Below are 17,100 nucleotides of genomic sequence, written 5' to 3' on the forward strand. Positions count from 1 at the left end.
AAATTCTGGCCCATTATCGACCCGTATTTTTAATGGATACCCATGATATTCGGCCAGTTTATCTAAGTAACGGGTAATCCTTCCTGCTGGTAAGCTTACTGCAATATCAATACCTAACGCCTCACGATTAAAGTCATCGATGACATTGAATGTTCTAAAGCGACGTTGATTACGGCTACTGTCACTCATAAAATCCATTGACCAACAGTCACTTTGTTTATTGGGGACTAATAATCTTTCTGGGCATCGTGGAGGAATGCGTTTTTTACGCTTTACCCTGAGATTAAGCTTTAATTCACAATACACCCGATATACCCGTTTATGATTCCATTGATAGCCGAGCTTTCTGATACGATTAAAACATTTAGGAAAGCCCCAACGTAAATGCCGGTCTGTGATAGCATTCAACACCGAAACAATCGCCGAATCATCCTGTAACTTAGCTTGATAATAGTAAGCACAACGGCTTAAACCAACAATGGCACAACTCATTGCAATAGTAACCGAATGATTTTGTTGTAGTTGCTGTGCCCACATTTTACGTGCCTTGGTGGGCACTAAAGCTTTTTTATGATTTCTTCCTGAAGCTGGGATCTTAAGCTCAGTTCGGCAAACATCTGTTTAAGCTTGCGGTTTTCAGCCTCCAGCTCCTTTAAGCGTTTGATATCCGACGTTTCCATTCCGCTGTATTTTTCTCGCCATTTATAGAAAGTTGAATTACCCATGCCATATTTACGGCACAGTTCTTTAACGGGAATACCCGCTTCAGCTTCTTTTAAAATAGCGATGATTTGATGTTCAGTCATTTTTTTCATAATTAAATCCCCTTTACTTGTATCATAGAGAATTTTCTACTTTTTTGCTGTACTATTTTAGGGGATAGTTACATTAATGTTCTAATAATACTTTTCATAGAATTATATAAAACGTCTTAAATCAACTTAATGCTAATCATTTATTTATTACCATCATTGATAAAAATAATGTGTAGGCTCAATACGTTTGCCAATGGTTAAATTAATTGCCCCCTTGCAAATGTTTTATGGCTTCTTCTAGATTGCTACATTGGGGAAATAATACTGCAATTTTGGTAAAGTGTGTGCAATCCGTATCGTGGATATTTTTAGTTTGAGTTTTGTATGATAGTGATGAGTCTTATTTTATGGTATAGAGCTTTTTTGGCGATATCTCCGTTATGCTATCTTGCTAAAAACTTACTCCAAAACAGAAATAATAAAAAACTCGTTTAATTTAGATAACATGGTGAAAATAGCTTAATGACTTATAAATAATTATAATTGTTTTTATTTAAGATATTAGCATGATTTTTTGAAATCTTAGAATACTTTTATCTTTTTATTAATAGGTAATTGTTAGAAGGATAGATAATATGAAAAGGAAAATATTGAGTGTTACTCTAGCTATTATGGCTTGGTTTGGTGCAGTTTTTTTGTTAATGCCTATCAAATTGATTGCCCACAAAACATCAAGGCTAAAGAAGAAGTTGAAAACAGGCCTAATGGGTGGGAGGTTTCTGATGATATAAATAGTTTAACTATATCGTTTAGTAGCATGATTGTTTATCACGGTAAGCCTTCTAGAAAGGTCAGTTTAAAACCAGCAAAAGGATGGGTTGAAGGTAAGAAACATGAGTTAATATGGGAAGTCGATTTTAAAGCTGATGTTGAACCTTATTATGTTAGTTGCTCTTATAATGGCAGTAGAATTGAGCTAATAAAAAAAATTGATTTATCAATGAAAAGTTGTTGGGCTGATTATTTTGAAGATGAACAAGGAAAAAAAGGAACACTTACCTGTAGCACAAGTGAAGCAAAAGATTTGCATTAGTTGAAATATGGGATTTGTTGTTATATGTAATAGCTGACAACTTAAATCCCTTTTAGACTATTTATTGTGCTGTCACCACCAACGGTAAAAATGGTGTGTTGGGCCAATTCCGTTACCAATATTTAAATTATCAGCATGGCTAATGGCTCCTTGCAAATAATTTTTAGCCTGCATTACAGCTTCTACTAAATTATATTTGGGTAATAATGCGGCAATTGCTGCAGATAGTGTGCAACCTGTTCCGTGAGTATTTTTAGTTTGAATTCGTGGAGAAGTTATTCTTATTACATTATCTTGGGTTATCAAATAATCAGGGCTTTGACTACCTGACAAATGCCCGCCTTTCATTAAAACCGCTTTGCAACCCAATTTGAGTAATTCATCCCCTTGCTTTTGCATATCATCTTCGTTTTTGGCCTCACCACAATCAAGTAGTGCTGCTGCTTCAGGAATATTAGGAGTAACAATGGTTGCTAAGGGTAATAATAACTCACGAATAGCAGTTATGGCATCAGATTTGAGCAGGGGATGTCCTCCTTTAGCTATCATTACAGTATCTAAGACGATAGCAGGAATAGCATTTGTGATAAGAAGATGGTGAACTGCTATGACTATCTCTTTATTCATTAGCATTCCCATTTTTACACTATTAATTTGAATATCTTGATATAGCGTATTGAATTGAGCTGCAACAAATTCAGGGGTAATGGCTAATACCGCATCAACCCCTCGTGTGCTTTGTGCCGTTAATGCAGTGATAACTGACATGCCATAAGCCCCGAGTGCCGAAAAAGTTTTTAAATCGGCTTGAATTCCTGCGCCACCGCTGGGATCTGACCCAGCAATGGTTAATGCAATTGTTGTCATAATGTATGCCCTATTTAGCCTTCCTGATTTGAGTAATGAGCGATAACGTCGCTTGCTCAATATCTTGTTTACCACAAATAGCTGAAACCACAGCAACGCCGTCGATACCTGTTTGAATAACGTTAGTCACATTATTTTCATCAATACCGCCAATAGCTACAGCAGGACATTGCTTTAGTTCTATTAGTTCAATTAATTGTTCGGTTCCCAGTGCTACTGCTGCATCTTTTTTCGTTGCGGTTGGAAAGATAGGACCAATACCAATATAATCGACCTTATGCCATGGAACGCTATCAAGTTGACGTCGATTAGCGATCGAAAACCCTAACCATTTATCTCTACCAATTAATTGACGAGTAACATCAACAGGAAGATCACTTTGTCCAATATGTACACCATCGGCGTCAACCGCTAAAGCAATATCGACATGATCATTAATAAACAGTGGTACGGGTGTTTCATTCAGCGCTTCTTTCAATGCTAATGCGGCATAATACCAATCTTTACCGCTAAACTTATGTTCAGATCTTAACTGTACTGCAGTTGCCCCATTAGAAACAGCAATTTTTGTGGTATTTACCATGCCACTAATACCACCACATAATAATGGATCAAGGACTAAATAAAGAGTTAAATCTAATTGCTTTTTCATCTTGTTCCTTATTGATGCAATGAATTAAACAGAGATAGTTGATCTAGTAGTGATACCGCAAAGGTACCTAATCCTTGCTGTTTATTGGCAAGTTGACCTGCTTTTTTCATCATAAAACAAGCTGAGGCGGTAGCTGATAAAGGATCTGATGAATTGGCAATAAAAGCAGCTACCATAGCAGATAGTGCACAGCCTGTTCCTGTTACTTTTGTTAAAGCAATATCGCCACCAGTGATGCTATATAAGATGTTGCCATTAGTGATATAATCAATATCCCCCGTCATTGCAACAATCGTTTGATATTTTTGTGCAAGTGCTTTGGCTGCATGTACAGCAGATGTCGTTGAGTTTTGACCATCAGGTCCTTTCGATGATCCATTTTCACCATTTAGTACTAATATTTCTGATGCATTACCGCGTATGACTGTTGGCTTTAATGATAGTAATTGACATACAATTTCAGTTCGATAATTAAGCGCCCCCCCCACAGCGACAGGATCAAGCACCCATGGAGTTTGTGTTTGCAAAGCTTGGATTGTTGCTAACAACATACTTTTGGCTGTGCTACTGTGAATGGTGCCAATATTAATCAATAAACTATCCGCAATGGTGATAAATGACTCCACCTCTTGCTTGGCAATAACCATTGCTGGTGATGCACCAATAGCGAGTAACACATTTGCGGTAAAATTTTGCACCACATCATTTGTAATACAATGCACTAATGGGTTTTGTTGTTTTACATGATAGATAAAAGGAGTTGCTTGTACTAATTGAAATGGTTTGTTTTCTAACATATTTATTCCCTGTTATTTTAGAACTAAAATATTGGGAAGAATTTGCCAAATTAAAGCTAAGATGGCTTAGACTTCCCTACGCTGGCATAACCCAGATCAGGTTCAACGGGTAAAATCTCAGTTTTTTGTCAAAACAAAAAACACCCCGAGTCAAAATTTGTTCATCCATTATGAACTGACTATCAGTTTTTAACAAACTATTGTAATAACTTTTCAATATCTGTTATTGCCTTTCTGTCTGGCAAAAAGATGATTAGATGATCATTATCTTCTATCATCAAATCAGTATTAATAATAATCACATCTTCACCACGAACAACAGCTCCAATTGTTGCACCTGAAGGCAGTTTTAAGCCATTAATATTTTTGCCCACCAGTTTTGATGTATCATTATTGCCTTTGGCAACCACTTCGATAATTTCAGATTCGCCTTGCCTTAGCGAAACGACTTTAACCATACCAGTTTGTCTTACATGACTTAATAGTTCTGAAATGGTGGCATGTTGTGGCGATATTGCGATATCAATCACACTATCATTAATCAATTCAAGGTAGGCTTGGCGTTGAATTAGTACGATCACTTTTTTTGCGCCCATTCTTTTGGCAAGCATAGATGACATGATATTGGATTCATCGTCACCTGTGACTGCAATAAAAAGATCGGTAAGCTCAACTTGCTCTTGTGAAAGTAATTCTTGATCAGATGACTCACCATGCAACACTGTGGTATTAACCAGTTGCTCGGCAATGAGTTCGGCTCGCTCAGCATTGCGTTCAATTAACTTGACTTGGTAATCATTTTCCAAACGCTTTGCTAAAGCGACAGCAACACTACCACCACCACTAATAATGATTCGCTTATAAGGTTTTTCTAATCGTTGTAGTTCGCTGGTTACAGCTTTGATATTAACTGGTGGCGTAATAAAATACACCATATCTCCCGCTTCAACCAAGGTTGAGCCAAGCGGACGAATAAAGCGGTTTTTACGATAAATAGCAACCACTCGCGCTTCAACATGAGGTAAATGTTCTTTGAGCTCGGATAATTCACTGCCAACTAAAGCACCGCCATAATAAGCCGTTACCGCCACTAGACACACTCGGTTATCATAAAAAGAAGCAAATTGCAATGAGCCAGGGTATTGAACTAATTGACTTATATGATTGGTGATAAGATTTTCTGGGGCAATGATATGATCGATATTAATACAGTCTTTATTGAAAAAAGGATAATTTTCATCATTATATTCAGGCGCTCTAATGCGAGCCACTTTTTGTGGAATACTAAATAAGACATGACCAATTTGGCAGGCCATCATATTGACTTCATCAGAGTTAGTTACAGCAACAAGCATATCGGCCGATTCAGCGCCAGCACTTTCTAATACCTGAGGATAGGATGATTTTCCACAAATTACCTGTAAATCAAAACGCTCTTGTAGCGATTGCAATCTATCATGATCTTCATCCACCACAGTAATATCGTTTTGTTTTTCGGTAACAAGATATTCCGCAAGTGCACTACCTGTTTGTCCTGCACCAAGAATAATAATCTTCATAACTAGCCTATATATTTAGATGGCTTTAACCATTATCCATTTACTTAGTATATTAAAGCCATTGCATATCATTCATTTTTTAGTCGCAATCTGTTATTGATTTTGCAATTATACAAACCCGATTGCATCATAGACTTTTTTCAACGTTGGCTCGGCTTTTGAACGTGCTTTTTCAGCTCCATCTTGCATGATTGAAAATAGATAATGTTCATCGTCACGATACTCATGATATTTAGCTTGCAAGGTAGTTAACATATCAATGACTTGCGTTGCAACTTCTGTTTTGAGGTGACCATACATTTTACCTTCAAACTCTTTTTCAAGCTCGGCAATAGGCTTACCTGTCACACCAGTTAAAATATCAAGTAGATTTGAAACACCAACTTTATTTTTAACATCATAGCGTACTACTGGTGGCTCATCAGAATCAGTCATTGCACGTTTGATTTTCTTCTCAATATCTTTTGGATTTTCGAGTAAACCAATCACATTATTACGGTTTTCATCTGATTTGGACATTTTCTTAGTCGGCTCTTGCAATGACATAACGCGCGCACCAACCCTGGCAATGAACGGCTCGGGAACAGTAAAAATATCACCATAAAGCGCATTAAAACGCATAGCAATATCACGCGATAATTCAAGATGCTGTTTTTGATCATCACCAACAGGAACTAAGTTTGCTTGATAGAGTAAAATATCAGCAGCCATAAGTACAGGATAATCAAATAGCCCTGCATTGATATTCTCTGAATGGCGTGATGACTTATCTTTAAATTGCGTCATACGGCTAAGCTCACCAAAATAGGTGTAGCAATTTAAAGCCCAGCCTAACTCTGCATGTGCAGGCACATGCGATTGTACAAAAATAGTGCTTTTTTGCGGATCAATACCACAAGCTAAATAAAGGGCTAGTGTATCTAATGTGGCTTTACGTAATTTGTTTGGATCTTGACGTACGGTAATTGCATGCTGATTAACAATACAATAAACGCAATCATATTCGTTTTGCAAAGACACCCAATTTTTTAAAGCACCTAAGTAGTTGCCAAGTGTTAGTTCCCCTGATGGCTGAGCGCCACTAAATACAATCGGTTTACTCATAATTTCTTCCTAATTTATACTCATTATTTTTTTGCATCAGCTTTTGGCTGAGGTAGAATTGTTAATATATCTTTAAAATCGTCAAATAAAAAATCGGGATTACTAGTAGCAATTGAAACGCCATAGTTATAGCCATAGCTTAAGGCAACAGTTGGGCAGTTAGCATTTTGCGCAGCAGTGATATCGTTTTTCGAATCACCAACAAAAAGTAACTGATCGCTAAACAATCCAAATTTCGCCATTACTTGATACAAAGGAGCTGGGTGTGGTTTTAATTTGATCACATCGCCACCGCCAAGTACTAGCGAAAAGAACTCTTTTATGCCTAGTGACGCTAGTAATGCAGGTAAAAATTGGGCTGGCTTATTGGTCACTAATGCAAGTGGATAATGATTATCATAAAGCACTTTTAAAGTTTCTTTAACATTCGGAAACAGCCTAGTTTCGACATCAATAACTTTATCATAATGTTGGTTAAATAATATCTTGGCTTTGGCAAATTGTTCTTTTGATGGCTCAATAGTAATGGCTTTAAAAACGCGTTCTAGCATGATATCAATGCCATTACCAACGAAATTTTTGATCTGCTCATTGCTGATCGTTGGTAAATTCAACTCTGCCAACATATTTTGTGTAGCCAGTGCCAGTCCCGGCACACTATCAACCAATGTACCATCTAAATCAAATGCGATTGCTTGAATATCTTTTAGTTTATTCATGTATCACTCCTGCTAACTCTTTACGCATGGCATCAATGACGGTTTTATAATCAGGCTGGCTAAATATGGCGGAGCCAGCAACAAACATATCTGCACCTGCTTTAGCTATTTCAGCAATATTTTCTACTTTTACCCCACCGTCAATTTCTAAACGAATATTTAATCCTGATGCAATTATACGTTGTTTAACTTGGTGTAATTTTTTCAAGGTTGCGGGAATAAAAGATTGCCCCCCAAAGCCAGGATTAACGCTCATCAACAAAATAATATCAATTTTGTCCATGACATAATCTAAATAATCCAGCGGAGTGGCTGGATTTAATACAATACCTGCCGTGCAACCATGATCTTTAATTAATTGTAATGAGCGATCTAAATGAATCGTCGCTTCTGGATGAATAGAGATATTAGTAGCACCAGCTTTAGCAAATGAGGCTATTAGCTCTTCAACAGGGGATACCATCAAATGCACATCAATAGGTACGCTAATGCCATAATCTCGCAGTGCTTTACAAAACATCGCCCCCATTGTTAGATTAGGTACAAAATGGTTATCCATAACATCAAAATGGATAACATCGGCTCCGGCGTCAATGACCTTTTGCGCATCTTCACCAAGGCGCGCAAAATCAGCTGACAATATTGATGGAGCAATAATAAATTTTTTCATAACCTACCTCATGATAACCCATTTTATATTCAAGCCTGATTATGACTTTTTATAGAGAGCTAAAATCTCATCAATTTTTTTACGACCCTCACCTGCACAGCTAATTGAACGACGCATTTCTGCGCGATAAAGCTCGCTTGCTTTGCTATAAAGAGTCATTGTGTAATCAGTATAATGATTAGATACTAGCACGGGTATATTCTTTTTATATGCTATAGTTTCAGCCAATTTCGACAAGTTTTTATGTTCTTCAAATCCAAAAATATTTGAATAATAAGCTGTAAACCCTACTGATTGATTTGGGGGTATGTAGGGCGGATCACAATAAATAACCGAATTTCTTTCTGCCTTCTTCATGACCTCATGATAAGGTGCGCAAATAAATTTCGCTTTTTGTGCTTTTTCTGCAAAAAAATAAAGTTCTTTTTCAGGAAAATAAATGGTTTTATAACGCCCAAATGGCACATTAAATAATCCACTATTGTTATAACGACATAGGCCGTTATAACAATGTCGGTTTAAATAAACAAATAATAATGATCTAAAATATCGATCTTTACTATGATTAAATACATCTCTAAGCTGATAAAACGCATCAGGTTGATTATTTTGAGTAGTAAAAAGCAATCTGAGATCACGAATAAATTGATCTGGAGTTGATTGTAACAAGGTATATAGTGAAATTAAGTCTTGATTGATATCCGCTAAAATATAGTTTTCGTAGTTTGTATTTAAAAACACAGAACCAGCTCCGACAAAAGGCTCAATCAATAGATCGCCTTCTGGAAGATACCGTTTGATTGTGTCCACAAGCTCATACTTTCCTCCAGCCCATTTTAAAAAGGCTCGTTGCTTCTTCAACGGATACTCCTATTTGTCGTTGATTGGATAAATAAACGATATTACTTATTATTTTTCTATTTTTTCTTTATTAACAACCGCACCCGATTTAACCCATGGTTTATCTTTTAAGAGTGCTGATGGTAAAGATTTAATAGCTTTACGTGCTTCATTAGCTGATGAATAATCACCTTTTACTAAAATAAACCACGTTCCTGAACTATATTCAGTTTTATATATATGGTAATTAGTTATATTGTTTTGTTTAATAAATTTTTTCAACCCCTCAACTGATTTGGATGCACTTAGCTGAATAACATAATGATCATTACTTATTTTAATTTTTTTTCCTAAATCAGCTTTTTCTTCTTTACGATTAACTGTTTTCTTATCATGATCATTATTATTTTTCTTAGTATTAGTTGATTGTGAAATATTTATATTATTAGAAATACTAGCGTTAGTTCTTCTATTTTGTGTTGTAATAGTATTAGAGTGTCCCTTAACCTCAGAATTTAGATTATCTATTGAGCTTAAACTATCATCTGTATTATCAGAACTTTCAGTTTGAGATCCATTAACAACTGCGCCACTTTGCCCATTTGAAATCAAACTGTTAGTTTCTTCTGTTGTCGTAACATCATTAACGGTAGGTGATGTTAATGCTGTTACTTCATTTTTGCGAGAAGAGTAAAAAATAATCAAGCCAAGCAATAATAGAAAAATAATGGCTACCGAACCGAAGATAACTAATTTTTTCTTTGGAAAATTTTGAAGAAGGTTTAGCAACTTTAATGAAGGCGTAGAGTCCTTACTCGGTTGCTCTAAAATATAACGGTCATCTTTATCTACACGCATACTTACTCCTTAACCTATAAAAAGGTTTATTACTTCATTAATAGCTATTACATCCAAAATAAGTTGCTTAAATCTGTTCTATTTTATCAATAATATAACTGGCAACACCTTTGGCACTTTGTTCATCAGTTTTAATGGTAATATCGGCAATTTCTTTGTAAAGAGGTTCACGTTCACCTGCAAGTTCTTCATAAAGCTCACGAGGTGTGTTACCACCTTGCAGTAATGGACGGCGTTTATCTTTTTGTGTTCTTGCCATTTGCTTTTCAATGGTTGTTTCAAGATAAACAACAATTCCACGTGCTGACAATCGGTTGCGTGTCTCTTTTGATAAGACAGAACCACCACCAGTTGCCAGAACTACGCCTTGTTTTTCAGTCAATTCGTTAATGACTTTTTCTTCTCTGGCACGGAATCCCTCTTCTCCTTCTAGGTCAAAAATCCATGCAATATCGGCTCCAGTACGTTTCTCAATCTCTTGATCTGAGTCAAAAAAATCCATGCCTAACTGTTGCGCAATTTGTCGGCCTATTGTGCTTTTTCCTGCCCCCATAGGGCCAATTAGAAAGATATTTCGCTTTTCTGCCATTGTAGTTTCATCATCTATTAATTTTGGTTAAAATATACAACACAACATCAATTTTAGTTGATTAAAAATCATACAAAATTCAATTGTGTAACTTTTCCTTTGATCTCCGTCTAACGACAAAAATTTAGGTCGGTAATTATCTCAATAGATAGCACCTTTTGGCAATAGGTATTTATTAATAGTTTTAGCTAATACCAGCTTGATGCAAATCATGAATATTTAAAGCACCGACTAATTCACCCTCATTGTTAACGACTGGTGCAGCGGTAATATTGTGATCATTAAAGGATTTTAATGCTTCAACCGCTTTCCAATTATCAGGGATAAGGTATCCTGGGCTGGTCATAACATCCAAAATACTATCTTGTAATGTACCATTTTTCAATAATAACCGACGTAAATCGCCATCGGTAAATACTCCAATTATTTTATTATTATTCTGACAGATTGCAACTAAACCTACACCTGTTCGACTTAATTCTAGCATAGCATCAAGAACCGTTGCTGTTTGTGGAACTTTAGGTATTCGATCGCCTGTTCGCATCACATCTCTGACATGATTAAGTAATTTAGCACCTAAACTACCTGCTGGGTGGGAGCGAGCAAAATCTTCTTCTCTAAAGCCTCGAGCTCGCATTACAGCAATCGCTAGCGCATCACCCATCAATAATGTGTTGGTTGAACTTGATGTTGGCGCTAATCCCATTGGGCATGCTTCTTTTTCTATCGAGATATTTAAAATAGCTTGAGCTGATTTAGCCAATGGCGAATCAACTCCGCCCGTAATTGCAATTACGGGTACATTCATTGTAGCGAGGATCGGCAGAATAATATTAAATTCTTTTGCCCGTCCGGAATAAGAAATTAAAATAGCCACATCATTGGCTGTTACCATGCCTAAATCGCCATGCAATGCTTCCGAAGGATGCATAAAAAAAGCGGGGCTGCCCGTGCTTGCTAACGATGCAGCAATTTTTTTCCCAATATGTCCTGATTTCCCAATACCTGAAACAACAACCTTACCTTTGGTGGTTAAGATAAGTTGGCATGCATTAATAAAATCTTTGCCAAGCCGATTAGGTAACTTTTCCGCTTCTTGTAACTCTAGTTCAAGAACTTCTCGACCATATTGTAATAATTTATCCATTTTCAATTAGCCTGTCGAATAAAAAAATCAGTGTCCAGTGAATGTATAATCGGTAAATAAAAGTAATCGATTATAAAAGCTAAACTATTATCAGTTTAACAATTAACGATCGAATATTCAAAAAAAGAAAGTCTTTTTATCAAAACTTTTCAGGTAAACAGGTGCTTGAAAGTAAATATGAGTTCACAACATTAGAGTAACTTAAAGTCCGAAAGCAACTTTTACGCCTAATGTAGTTAAAATGGTACCTAATAATTTATCGAAAATAGTTTGAATTTTAAAATAACGCCGTTGTATTGTTTGATTTTGAAAAACAAACACCACAAAAGGCCACCAAAAAAAGGCTTCAATCCAAATGATAAATGCAATGATAAGTTTACCAATCGTTGATGATTCAGCATCAAGCATTTGCGTAAAAATTGCTAGAAAAAATAACGTTGCTTTAGGGTTAAGTAAATTACATAAAAAACCTTGCGTAAAAGCCAATTTTGTTGAAATTAGCTGCTTAATTGGTTGTTTGCCAACTAAGCAAGTGGTCGCATTAGAGGCAAATAATGCTTTAAAGCCAAGCCATATAAGGAAAGCGGCACTGGCATAGCATAGCGTGTTATAGAGCAATGGAATGGTGCCAATCAACACCGCAAGACCAGCAACGCAATAGCTCATATGAATCAAAATAGCAGTGATCACATCTAAACAAGTAAATAATGCTGTTTTTCGGCGATAATTTAAACTGTTTTTAACACTAAAAAGAAATCAGGTCCAGACGGAATCATCCCCAAAAAACAGGTCGAGCCAACTAAAAGCAATGTATCCAACTCCATTTTCGGTACCTATTTAAATACCTGTGCTGAATTATTGATCGTTGCGATATTGGCTTTATTTTTTTCAATAAACTGTTTTTTATCAAAATTAGGGGCAGATAAATAGTCAGTTAGAAATTTGCCATTACTTGCAACTTGTGCCCCATTTAAAATTAAACGAGGCAAATCAATTTGGTAAATGGTTTGATCGGGTGTTTTTTGTAGATCTTGTATACTTGCGTTAGTTAATAGATAAAGCTTGCGCTCTTTTTGTGAAAGGCGATTAATGGTTGGCGTGCCAGATCCCATCATTAAATGATCTGGGAAAATATAAAATACAGTGTTTTCTAATACCCCTTCATCTTTTAATTGTTGAATAAATAACCCTAAATTATGATCTAATGAAGCAGCAACAAAAGACATATTATCTGGTTTGGGTGAAATAATTGATTTCATTCTTTCGTCATCAAAACCATTTGGAGCATGAGTTGAAACGGTTGATACAAATAAGGCAAATGGTTGGTTATTTTGACGCATTTGCGTAATCTGTTTTTGCGCAACATCAAAAATATCTTTGTCATATAATCCAAATGGTGCTGTTGGGTATTGCCCAACGTAATTTTTTTCCGAAATGACTTGCATACCCAAAAGCTCAGCAGTATGCCCAATACCAGCAAAATCAGGACTAGGCATCACATAACGGGTTTGATACCCAGCTTGTTTTAGCACATCACCCAAACTAACTAAGTTTGTTTGGTTTGCACGCATTAATGGGGATGTTGTGTAACCGCCAATTAAAAATGGCATGCCGGTCATATAAGTATACATGGAAGCAGTCGTCCAAGTGCTTCCAGTGCTCATTGGCATATTGGCAAAAAAAGTATAATCTTGGCAAAGATGTCGTAAATTAGGTGTAATATCTTCAAAGTCGAGAAAACCTTGTTCAAACGATTCTAATGATAACACAATAATATTTTTACCTTGTTGGCTAACAAGCTGGTTTTTATTGATGTAATTAGTCATATTGAGTGATTGCAATGCTTGCTCAAATGGTTCGCGCGGAGCACTAGTAACCTGATATATTTCATATAACCGGCTTAATGGTCCATTGTGGTAACTAATTGAAAATATAGCGATAACAGCGAGTAATATGCGAGGCAATAATCGGTATTTTCCTTTACACCAATTAGCGAGTTTTAATAGTAAAAAAATGAAAGAAAAAAAGACTACAATGACCAGAACGGCTTGCAATTTAAAAATAAATAGCCCTTCTATAATATCATTTATATTTAAATTCACATAAAACTGATAATCAATAAATCCACCACTAAAGTAGATAGAAGTTAGCTCCATTACAATAAAAATCGTTAATAAAGTTACGTTTAAAAATTGCCATTTTTTCTTTTTAAAGAGCGAGGCAAAAACAATTGTGATAATAAAAAGAGGTAAAACAATGAATGTCGATAATGGCATAAGATTTGTTACTCAATTTCTCAAAAATCAATTTTGCTAAAGTATATACTCAATACATAAAAAAATAAAAATATCGCTTAATGCTGTTTAATTTATCACATTATCTTCATAGCCTAACTTGAAAAGTGCTAATGGCAAAAGCAGACTTTTCATATATCAAATGATAATTATTAGCATTTGATGTTGATAATTGAAACCGTTAGCAATAAGATATCGCCAATAATGTCAAATAATTAGGTATTACTATGTCGTGTTATGTACGAAAATTAGCTTTAATTCTATTATCATCGTTGATTCCTTTCGCGTTATGTTATGCCGATATTTCATTACCTAAGCCACAAATAAAAGATGGAATGAGCTTATTTGAAAGCTTAAAAAAACGTGCTTCAACATCTGGTGGCGGGTTTCCTACTGGTAAGATTTCTGATGAGGAACTTTCACAAGTGCTTTGGGCAGCAAGTGGGTTGAACCGAGGTAAAACAGGATGGACAGTACCAATGGTTAAAGGTAAGCCACCTTATGTACGAATTTATATTGCTGGTGAAAAAGGCACTTTTTTATATGAGTGGGAAGGTCATTATTTAAGAGAAATTAATAATAAAGATATTCGCGCCGACATTGGTTTGCAAAATTTTACTAAGCGAGCCGCCTATTCATTAATTTTTGTGTCAGATGCTAATGTATTGGCTGATATAAATCCCGAAGAAAGTACTCACTTTAATTATACTGCTGTTGGCGCAATGAGTCAGAATGCTTATTTAGCTGCGGCAGCATTGAAATTAAATGCTCGTTATATTCATTCCATCAAGTCAGATGCCATAATTCAAGTGTAAATACCCCAAACTTAGTACACAACTCACGTAGAAAATTAAGCTGCTTGTTTTAGTGTTTTGTATTCAATCGGTGTCATGTTATTTAATGCCTCATGCGGTCTTTCGGTATTATAAATCGTTAACCATTCTTCGGTTATTCTCCTTGCTTGAGCTAAGTTGTTAAAAAGATATAAATCGAGTACCTCAGTGCGATAGGTACGATTAAATCGTTCAATATAGCCATTTTGATATGGGCTACCGGGCTGGATATAATCAATGGTTATATCATGTGATTTAGCCCAGTTTATAAAGGTTTTTCCTGTAAATTCTGGCCCATTATCGACCCGTATTTTTAATGGATAACCATGATATTCGGCCAGTTTATCTAAGTAACGGGTAATCCTTCCTGCCAGTAAGCTTACTGCAATATCAATACCTAACGCCTTACGATTAAAGTCATCGATAACATTGAATGTCCTAAAGCGACGTTGATTACGACTACTGTCACTCATAAAATCCATTGACCAACATTCACCTTGTTTATTGGGGACTAATAACCTTTCCGGGCATCGTGGAGGAATGCGTTTTTTACGCTTTACCCTGAGATTAAGCTTTAATTCACAATACACCCGATATACCCGTTTATGATTCCATTGATAGCCGAGCTTTCTGATACGATTAAAACATTTAGGAAAGCCCCAGCGTAAATGCCGGTCTGTGATAGCATTCAACACCGAAACAATCACCGAATCATCCTGTAACTTAGCTTGATAATAGTAAGCACAACGGCTTAAACCAACAATGGCACAACTCATAGCAATAGTAACTGAATGATTTTGTTGTAGTTGCTGTGCCCACGTTTTACGTGCCCCTGTTGGCACTAAAGCTTTTTTATGATATCTTCCTGAAGCTGAGATTTTAAGCTCAGTTCGGCAAACATCTGCTTAAGCTTGCGGTTTTCCGCTTCTAGCTCTTTTAAGCGTTTAATATCCGATGTTTCCATTCCGCCGTATTTTTCTCGCCATTTATAGAAAGTTGAATTACCCATGCCATATTTACGGCACAGTTCTTTAACGGGAATACCCGCTTCAGCTTCTTTCAAAATAGCGACGATTTGATGTTCAGTCATTTTTTTCATAATTGAATCTCTTTTACTTTTATCATAGAGAATTTTCTACTTTTTTGCTGTACTATTTTAGGGGATAGTTACAAGAACACCACGCTGAAAGATTGGATATTAAGTAATACAAGCCATGGTACGCTTGAAAAATTAAGCGATAAATTGTGGTTATAGCAGGTTCCCGAGAATGAACTTGATAATATCAATTATTTTCTTGGACAATTGGGATTATTAATATCATGGAAATTAACCACGCCAGAGCCAGAAAAACCTAGACGCAGGCTACCTTAAAATAGAATAATTGACGACAAATAAACAACCGTGCTTATATCAAATCCTTGCATTAAAACAGCAAGGATTGCCCTTTTTACTCTATCATTTTACACCACTTAAAAAATCAAATAAAATCAATACTTTTTCTGAACAATTATTATAAAAAACACAATAACTTTTTAGTCTACCCAAAGGCTGTTTTTGCTATATCAGCAGGACTACACTATAATCGTTACCGCTATGAACTTATTTGCCGACCAATCACTTTTCAATCCAATAAATCAATCATTACGACAAGGCATAACCCACCTTGGCTGAGTTTGATAAAGTGATATCAGTTACCTCCGATTTGATAGGGTTTATCAGGATTAAGCAGTCTATTTTATGTATGGGGCAGTGCATCATAAGATAACCTTGTCGCAAAAGGAGTAACGTTATTATTTACTATTATTTCGCTAAATAAAAACTTTAATAAAATCAATGGTTTTTCTGAATAATTTTTATCATATTCGATTTGCCGTTCTTTCTGCTACATCATAGCACTTTTTCCTTATATCATACATCAAGTTTAGCGCAACTAAACGTGCACCTAACACCCAAATAGTTAGCTATTTTCAGCTAATGAGAGAGGAACTTTAGATAAGGTATACTCCACCACCTGTTGTTGGAAATGGTGTTAAATGCTGTAGCATAATAGGTTCCTCTATGATTTTTATTTATATCATAGAGGTAGTATTTGTCGGTTTTGGGGATGAAAATCAAGTTCAACCTTATTGTATTGAAACGATATTTTGACATGAAATAAAATAAATCTTTTAGCAACTACCTTGTAGTATTTCTAATAGATTTTCAGCGGTTTTAATCGTTTTAATGCGATCGAGTGTATCTTCAGCAATTACAGCTTTTGTTAACTGTCGTAAAATATCGAGATGTTCATTAGCTTTCGCTGCGATGCCAATAACAACATAA

The 17,100-nt window shown here is 35.8% G+C and carries 16 protein-coding genes, 2 pseudogenes and 1 riboswitch; of the genes and pseudogenes, 2 read left to right on the forward strand and 16 right to left on the reverse strand.

Annotation, left to right across the window (positions count from 1 at the left end; all coding sequences use genetic code 11):
- Positions 1-558: DDE-type integrase/transposase/recombinase (locus tag A9G40_RS09220; protein WP_141675148.1), on the reverse strand; the 558-nt coding region annotated here is incomplete at its 3' end.
- Positions 558-815, reverse strand: coding sequence for a transposase (locus A9G40_RS09225; protein ID WP_065581369.1), 258 nt, complete (start codon positions 813-815; stop codon positions 558-560). The genes A9G40_RS09225 and A9G40_RS09220, both read right to left, overlap by 1 nt.
- Positions 816-1,431: 616 nt before the next feature.
- Between A9G40_RS09225 and A9G40_RS09230 the strand changes: the two genes are divergently transcribed.
- Complete coding sequence (locus A9G40_RS09230; protein WP_065581468.1) at positions 1,432-1,848, forward strand: STY0301 family protein; 417 nt, start codon at positions 1,432-1,434, stop codon at positions 1,846-1,848.
- A gap of 72 nt (positions 1,849-1,920) precedes the next feature.
- Here the strand turns inward: A9G40_RS09230 and thiD are convergent, their stop codons facing one another.
- The 13 genes and pseudogenes from thiD to A9G40_RS09295 all read right to left on the reverse strand — a co-directional run bounded on the left by thiD (position 1,921) and on the right by A9G40_RS09295 (position 13,926).
- Positions 1,921-2,715 carry a bifunctional hydroxymethylpyrimidine kinase/phosphomethylpyrimidine kinase gene (thiD, locus tag A9G40_RS09235; RefSeq protein WP_065581469.1) on the reverse strand — a complete coding sequence of 265 codons (795 nt, stop codon included), beginning with the start codon at positions 2,713-2,715 and terminating at the stop codon, positions 1,921-1,923.
- Between the two features lie 10 nt (positions 2,716-2,725).
- The gene (gene thiE, locus A9G40_RS09240) at positions 2,726-3,367 is read right to left on the reverse strand and encodes a thiamine phosphate synthase (protein ID WP_065581470.1); all 642 of its coding nucleotides are present in this window, start codon (positions 3,365-3,367) and stop codon (positions 2,726-2,728) included.
- 8 nt (positions 3,368-3,375) lie between these two features.
- Entirely contained in the window at positions 3,376-4,164 is a 789-nt protein-coding gene (gene thiM, locus A9G40_RS09245; RefSeq protein WP_065581471.1) for a hydroxyethylthiazole kinase, read from the reverse strand.
- A 56-nt stretch (positions 4,165-4,220) separates the two neighbouring features.
- Positions 4,221-4,322, reverse strand: a riboswitch (TPP riboswitch).
- 39 nt (positions 4,323-4,361) lie between these two features.
- On the reverse strand, positions 4,362-5,723 hold the full coding sequence (gene trkA, locus A9G40_RS09250) for a Trk system potassium transporter TrkA (RefSeq protein ID WP_065581472.1): 1,362 nt from the start codon (positions 5,721-5,723) through the stop codon (positions 4,362-4,364).
- A gap of 108 nt (positions 5,724-5,831) precedes the next feature.
- A complete protein-coding gene (trpS, locus tag A9G40_RS09255) occupies positions 5,832-6,827 on the reverse strand; it encodes a tryptophan--tRNA ligase (protein WP_065581473.1) in 996 nt (331 codons plus the stop codon).
- 23 nt (positions 6,828-6,850) lie between these two features.
- Positions 6,851-7,546, reverse strand: a complete 696-nt coding sequence (locus A9G40_RS09260; RefSeq protein ID WP_065581474.1) for a phosphoglycolate phosphatase — start codon at positions 7,544-7,546, stop codon at positions 6,851-6,853.
- Positions 7,539-8,216 (reverse strand): ribulose-phosphate 3-epimerase, encoded by a 678-nt coding sequence (gene rpe / locus A9G40_RS09265; RefSeq protein WP_065581475.1) that lies wholly within the window; start codon positions 8,214-8,216, stop codon positions 7,539-7,541. Before rpe ends, A9G40_RS09260 begins: the two co-directional genes overlap by 8 nt.
- A gap of 39 nt (positions 8,217-8,255) precedes the next feature.
- On the reverse strand, positions 8,256-9,077 hold the full coding sequence (locus A9G40_RS09270) for a Dam family site-specific DNA-(adenine-N6)-methyltransferase (protein ID WP_065581476.1): 822 nt from the start codon (positions 9,075-9,077) through the stop codon (positions 8,256-8,258).
- A 48-nt stretch (positions 9,078-9,125) separates the two neighbouring features.
- Positions 9,126-9,914: an SPOR domain-containing protein gene (locus tag A9G40_RS09275; protein ID WP_065581477.1), complete on the reverse strand. Its 789-nt coding sequence runs from the start codon at positions 9,912-9,914 to the stop codon at positions 9,126-9,128.
- Positions 9,915-9,981: 67 nt separating this feature from the next.
- Positions 9,982-10,503 (reverse strand): shikimate kinase AroK, encoded by a 522-nt coding sequence (aroK, locus tag A9G40_RS09280; protein WP_065580715.1) that lies wholly within the window; start codon positions 10,501-10,503, stop codon positions 9,982-9,984.
- Between the two features lie 184 nt (positions 10,504-10,687).
- Positions 10,688-11,650: an arabinose-5-phosphate isomerase GutQ gene (gene gutQ, locus A9G40_RS09285; protein WP_065581478.1), complete on the reverse strand. Its 963-nt coding sequence runs from the start codon at positions 11,648-11,650 to the stop codon at positions 10,688-10,690.
- Positions 11,651-11,851: 201 nt separating this feature from the next.
- A pseudogene (locus A9G40_RS09290) lies at positions 11,852-12,474 on the reverse strand (LysE family transporter).
- 9 nt (positions 12,475-12,483) lie between these two features.
- On the reverse strand, positions 12,484-13,926 hold the full coding sequence (locus tag A9G40_RS09295) for an LTA synthase family protein (protein ID WP_065581479.1): 1,443 nt from the start codon (positions 13,924-13,926) through the stop codon (positions 12,484-12,486).
- 245 nt (positions 13,927-14,171) lie between these two features.
- Between A9G40_RS09295 and A9G40_RS09300 the strand changes: the two genes are divergently transcribed.
- On the forward strand, positions 14,172-14,759 hold the full coding sequence (locus A9G40_RS09300) for a nitroreductase family protein (protein WP_065581480.1): 588 nt from the start codon (positions 14,172-14,174) through the stop codon (positions 14,757-14,759).
- Between the two features lie 35 nt (positions 14,760-14,794).
- Here A9G40_RS09300 and A9G40_RS09305 read toward each other — a convergent pair.
- Positions 14,795-15,876 (reverse strand): annotated as a pseudogene (locus A9G40_RS09305) (IS3 family transposase).
- Between the last annotated feature and the right edge of the window lie 1,224 nt (positions 15,877-17,100).

Origin of the sequence: Gilliamella sp. Nev3-1 (assembly GCF_001690435.1) — a bacterium.
GTDB lineage: Bacteria > Pseudomonadota > Gammaproteobacteria > Enterobacterales > Orbaceae > Gilliamella > Gilliamella apicola_C.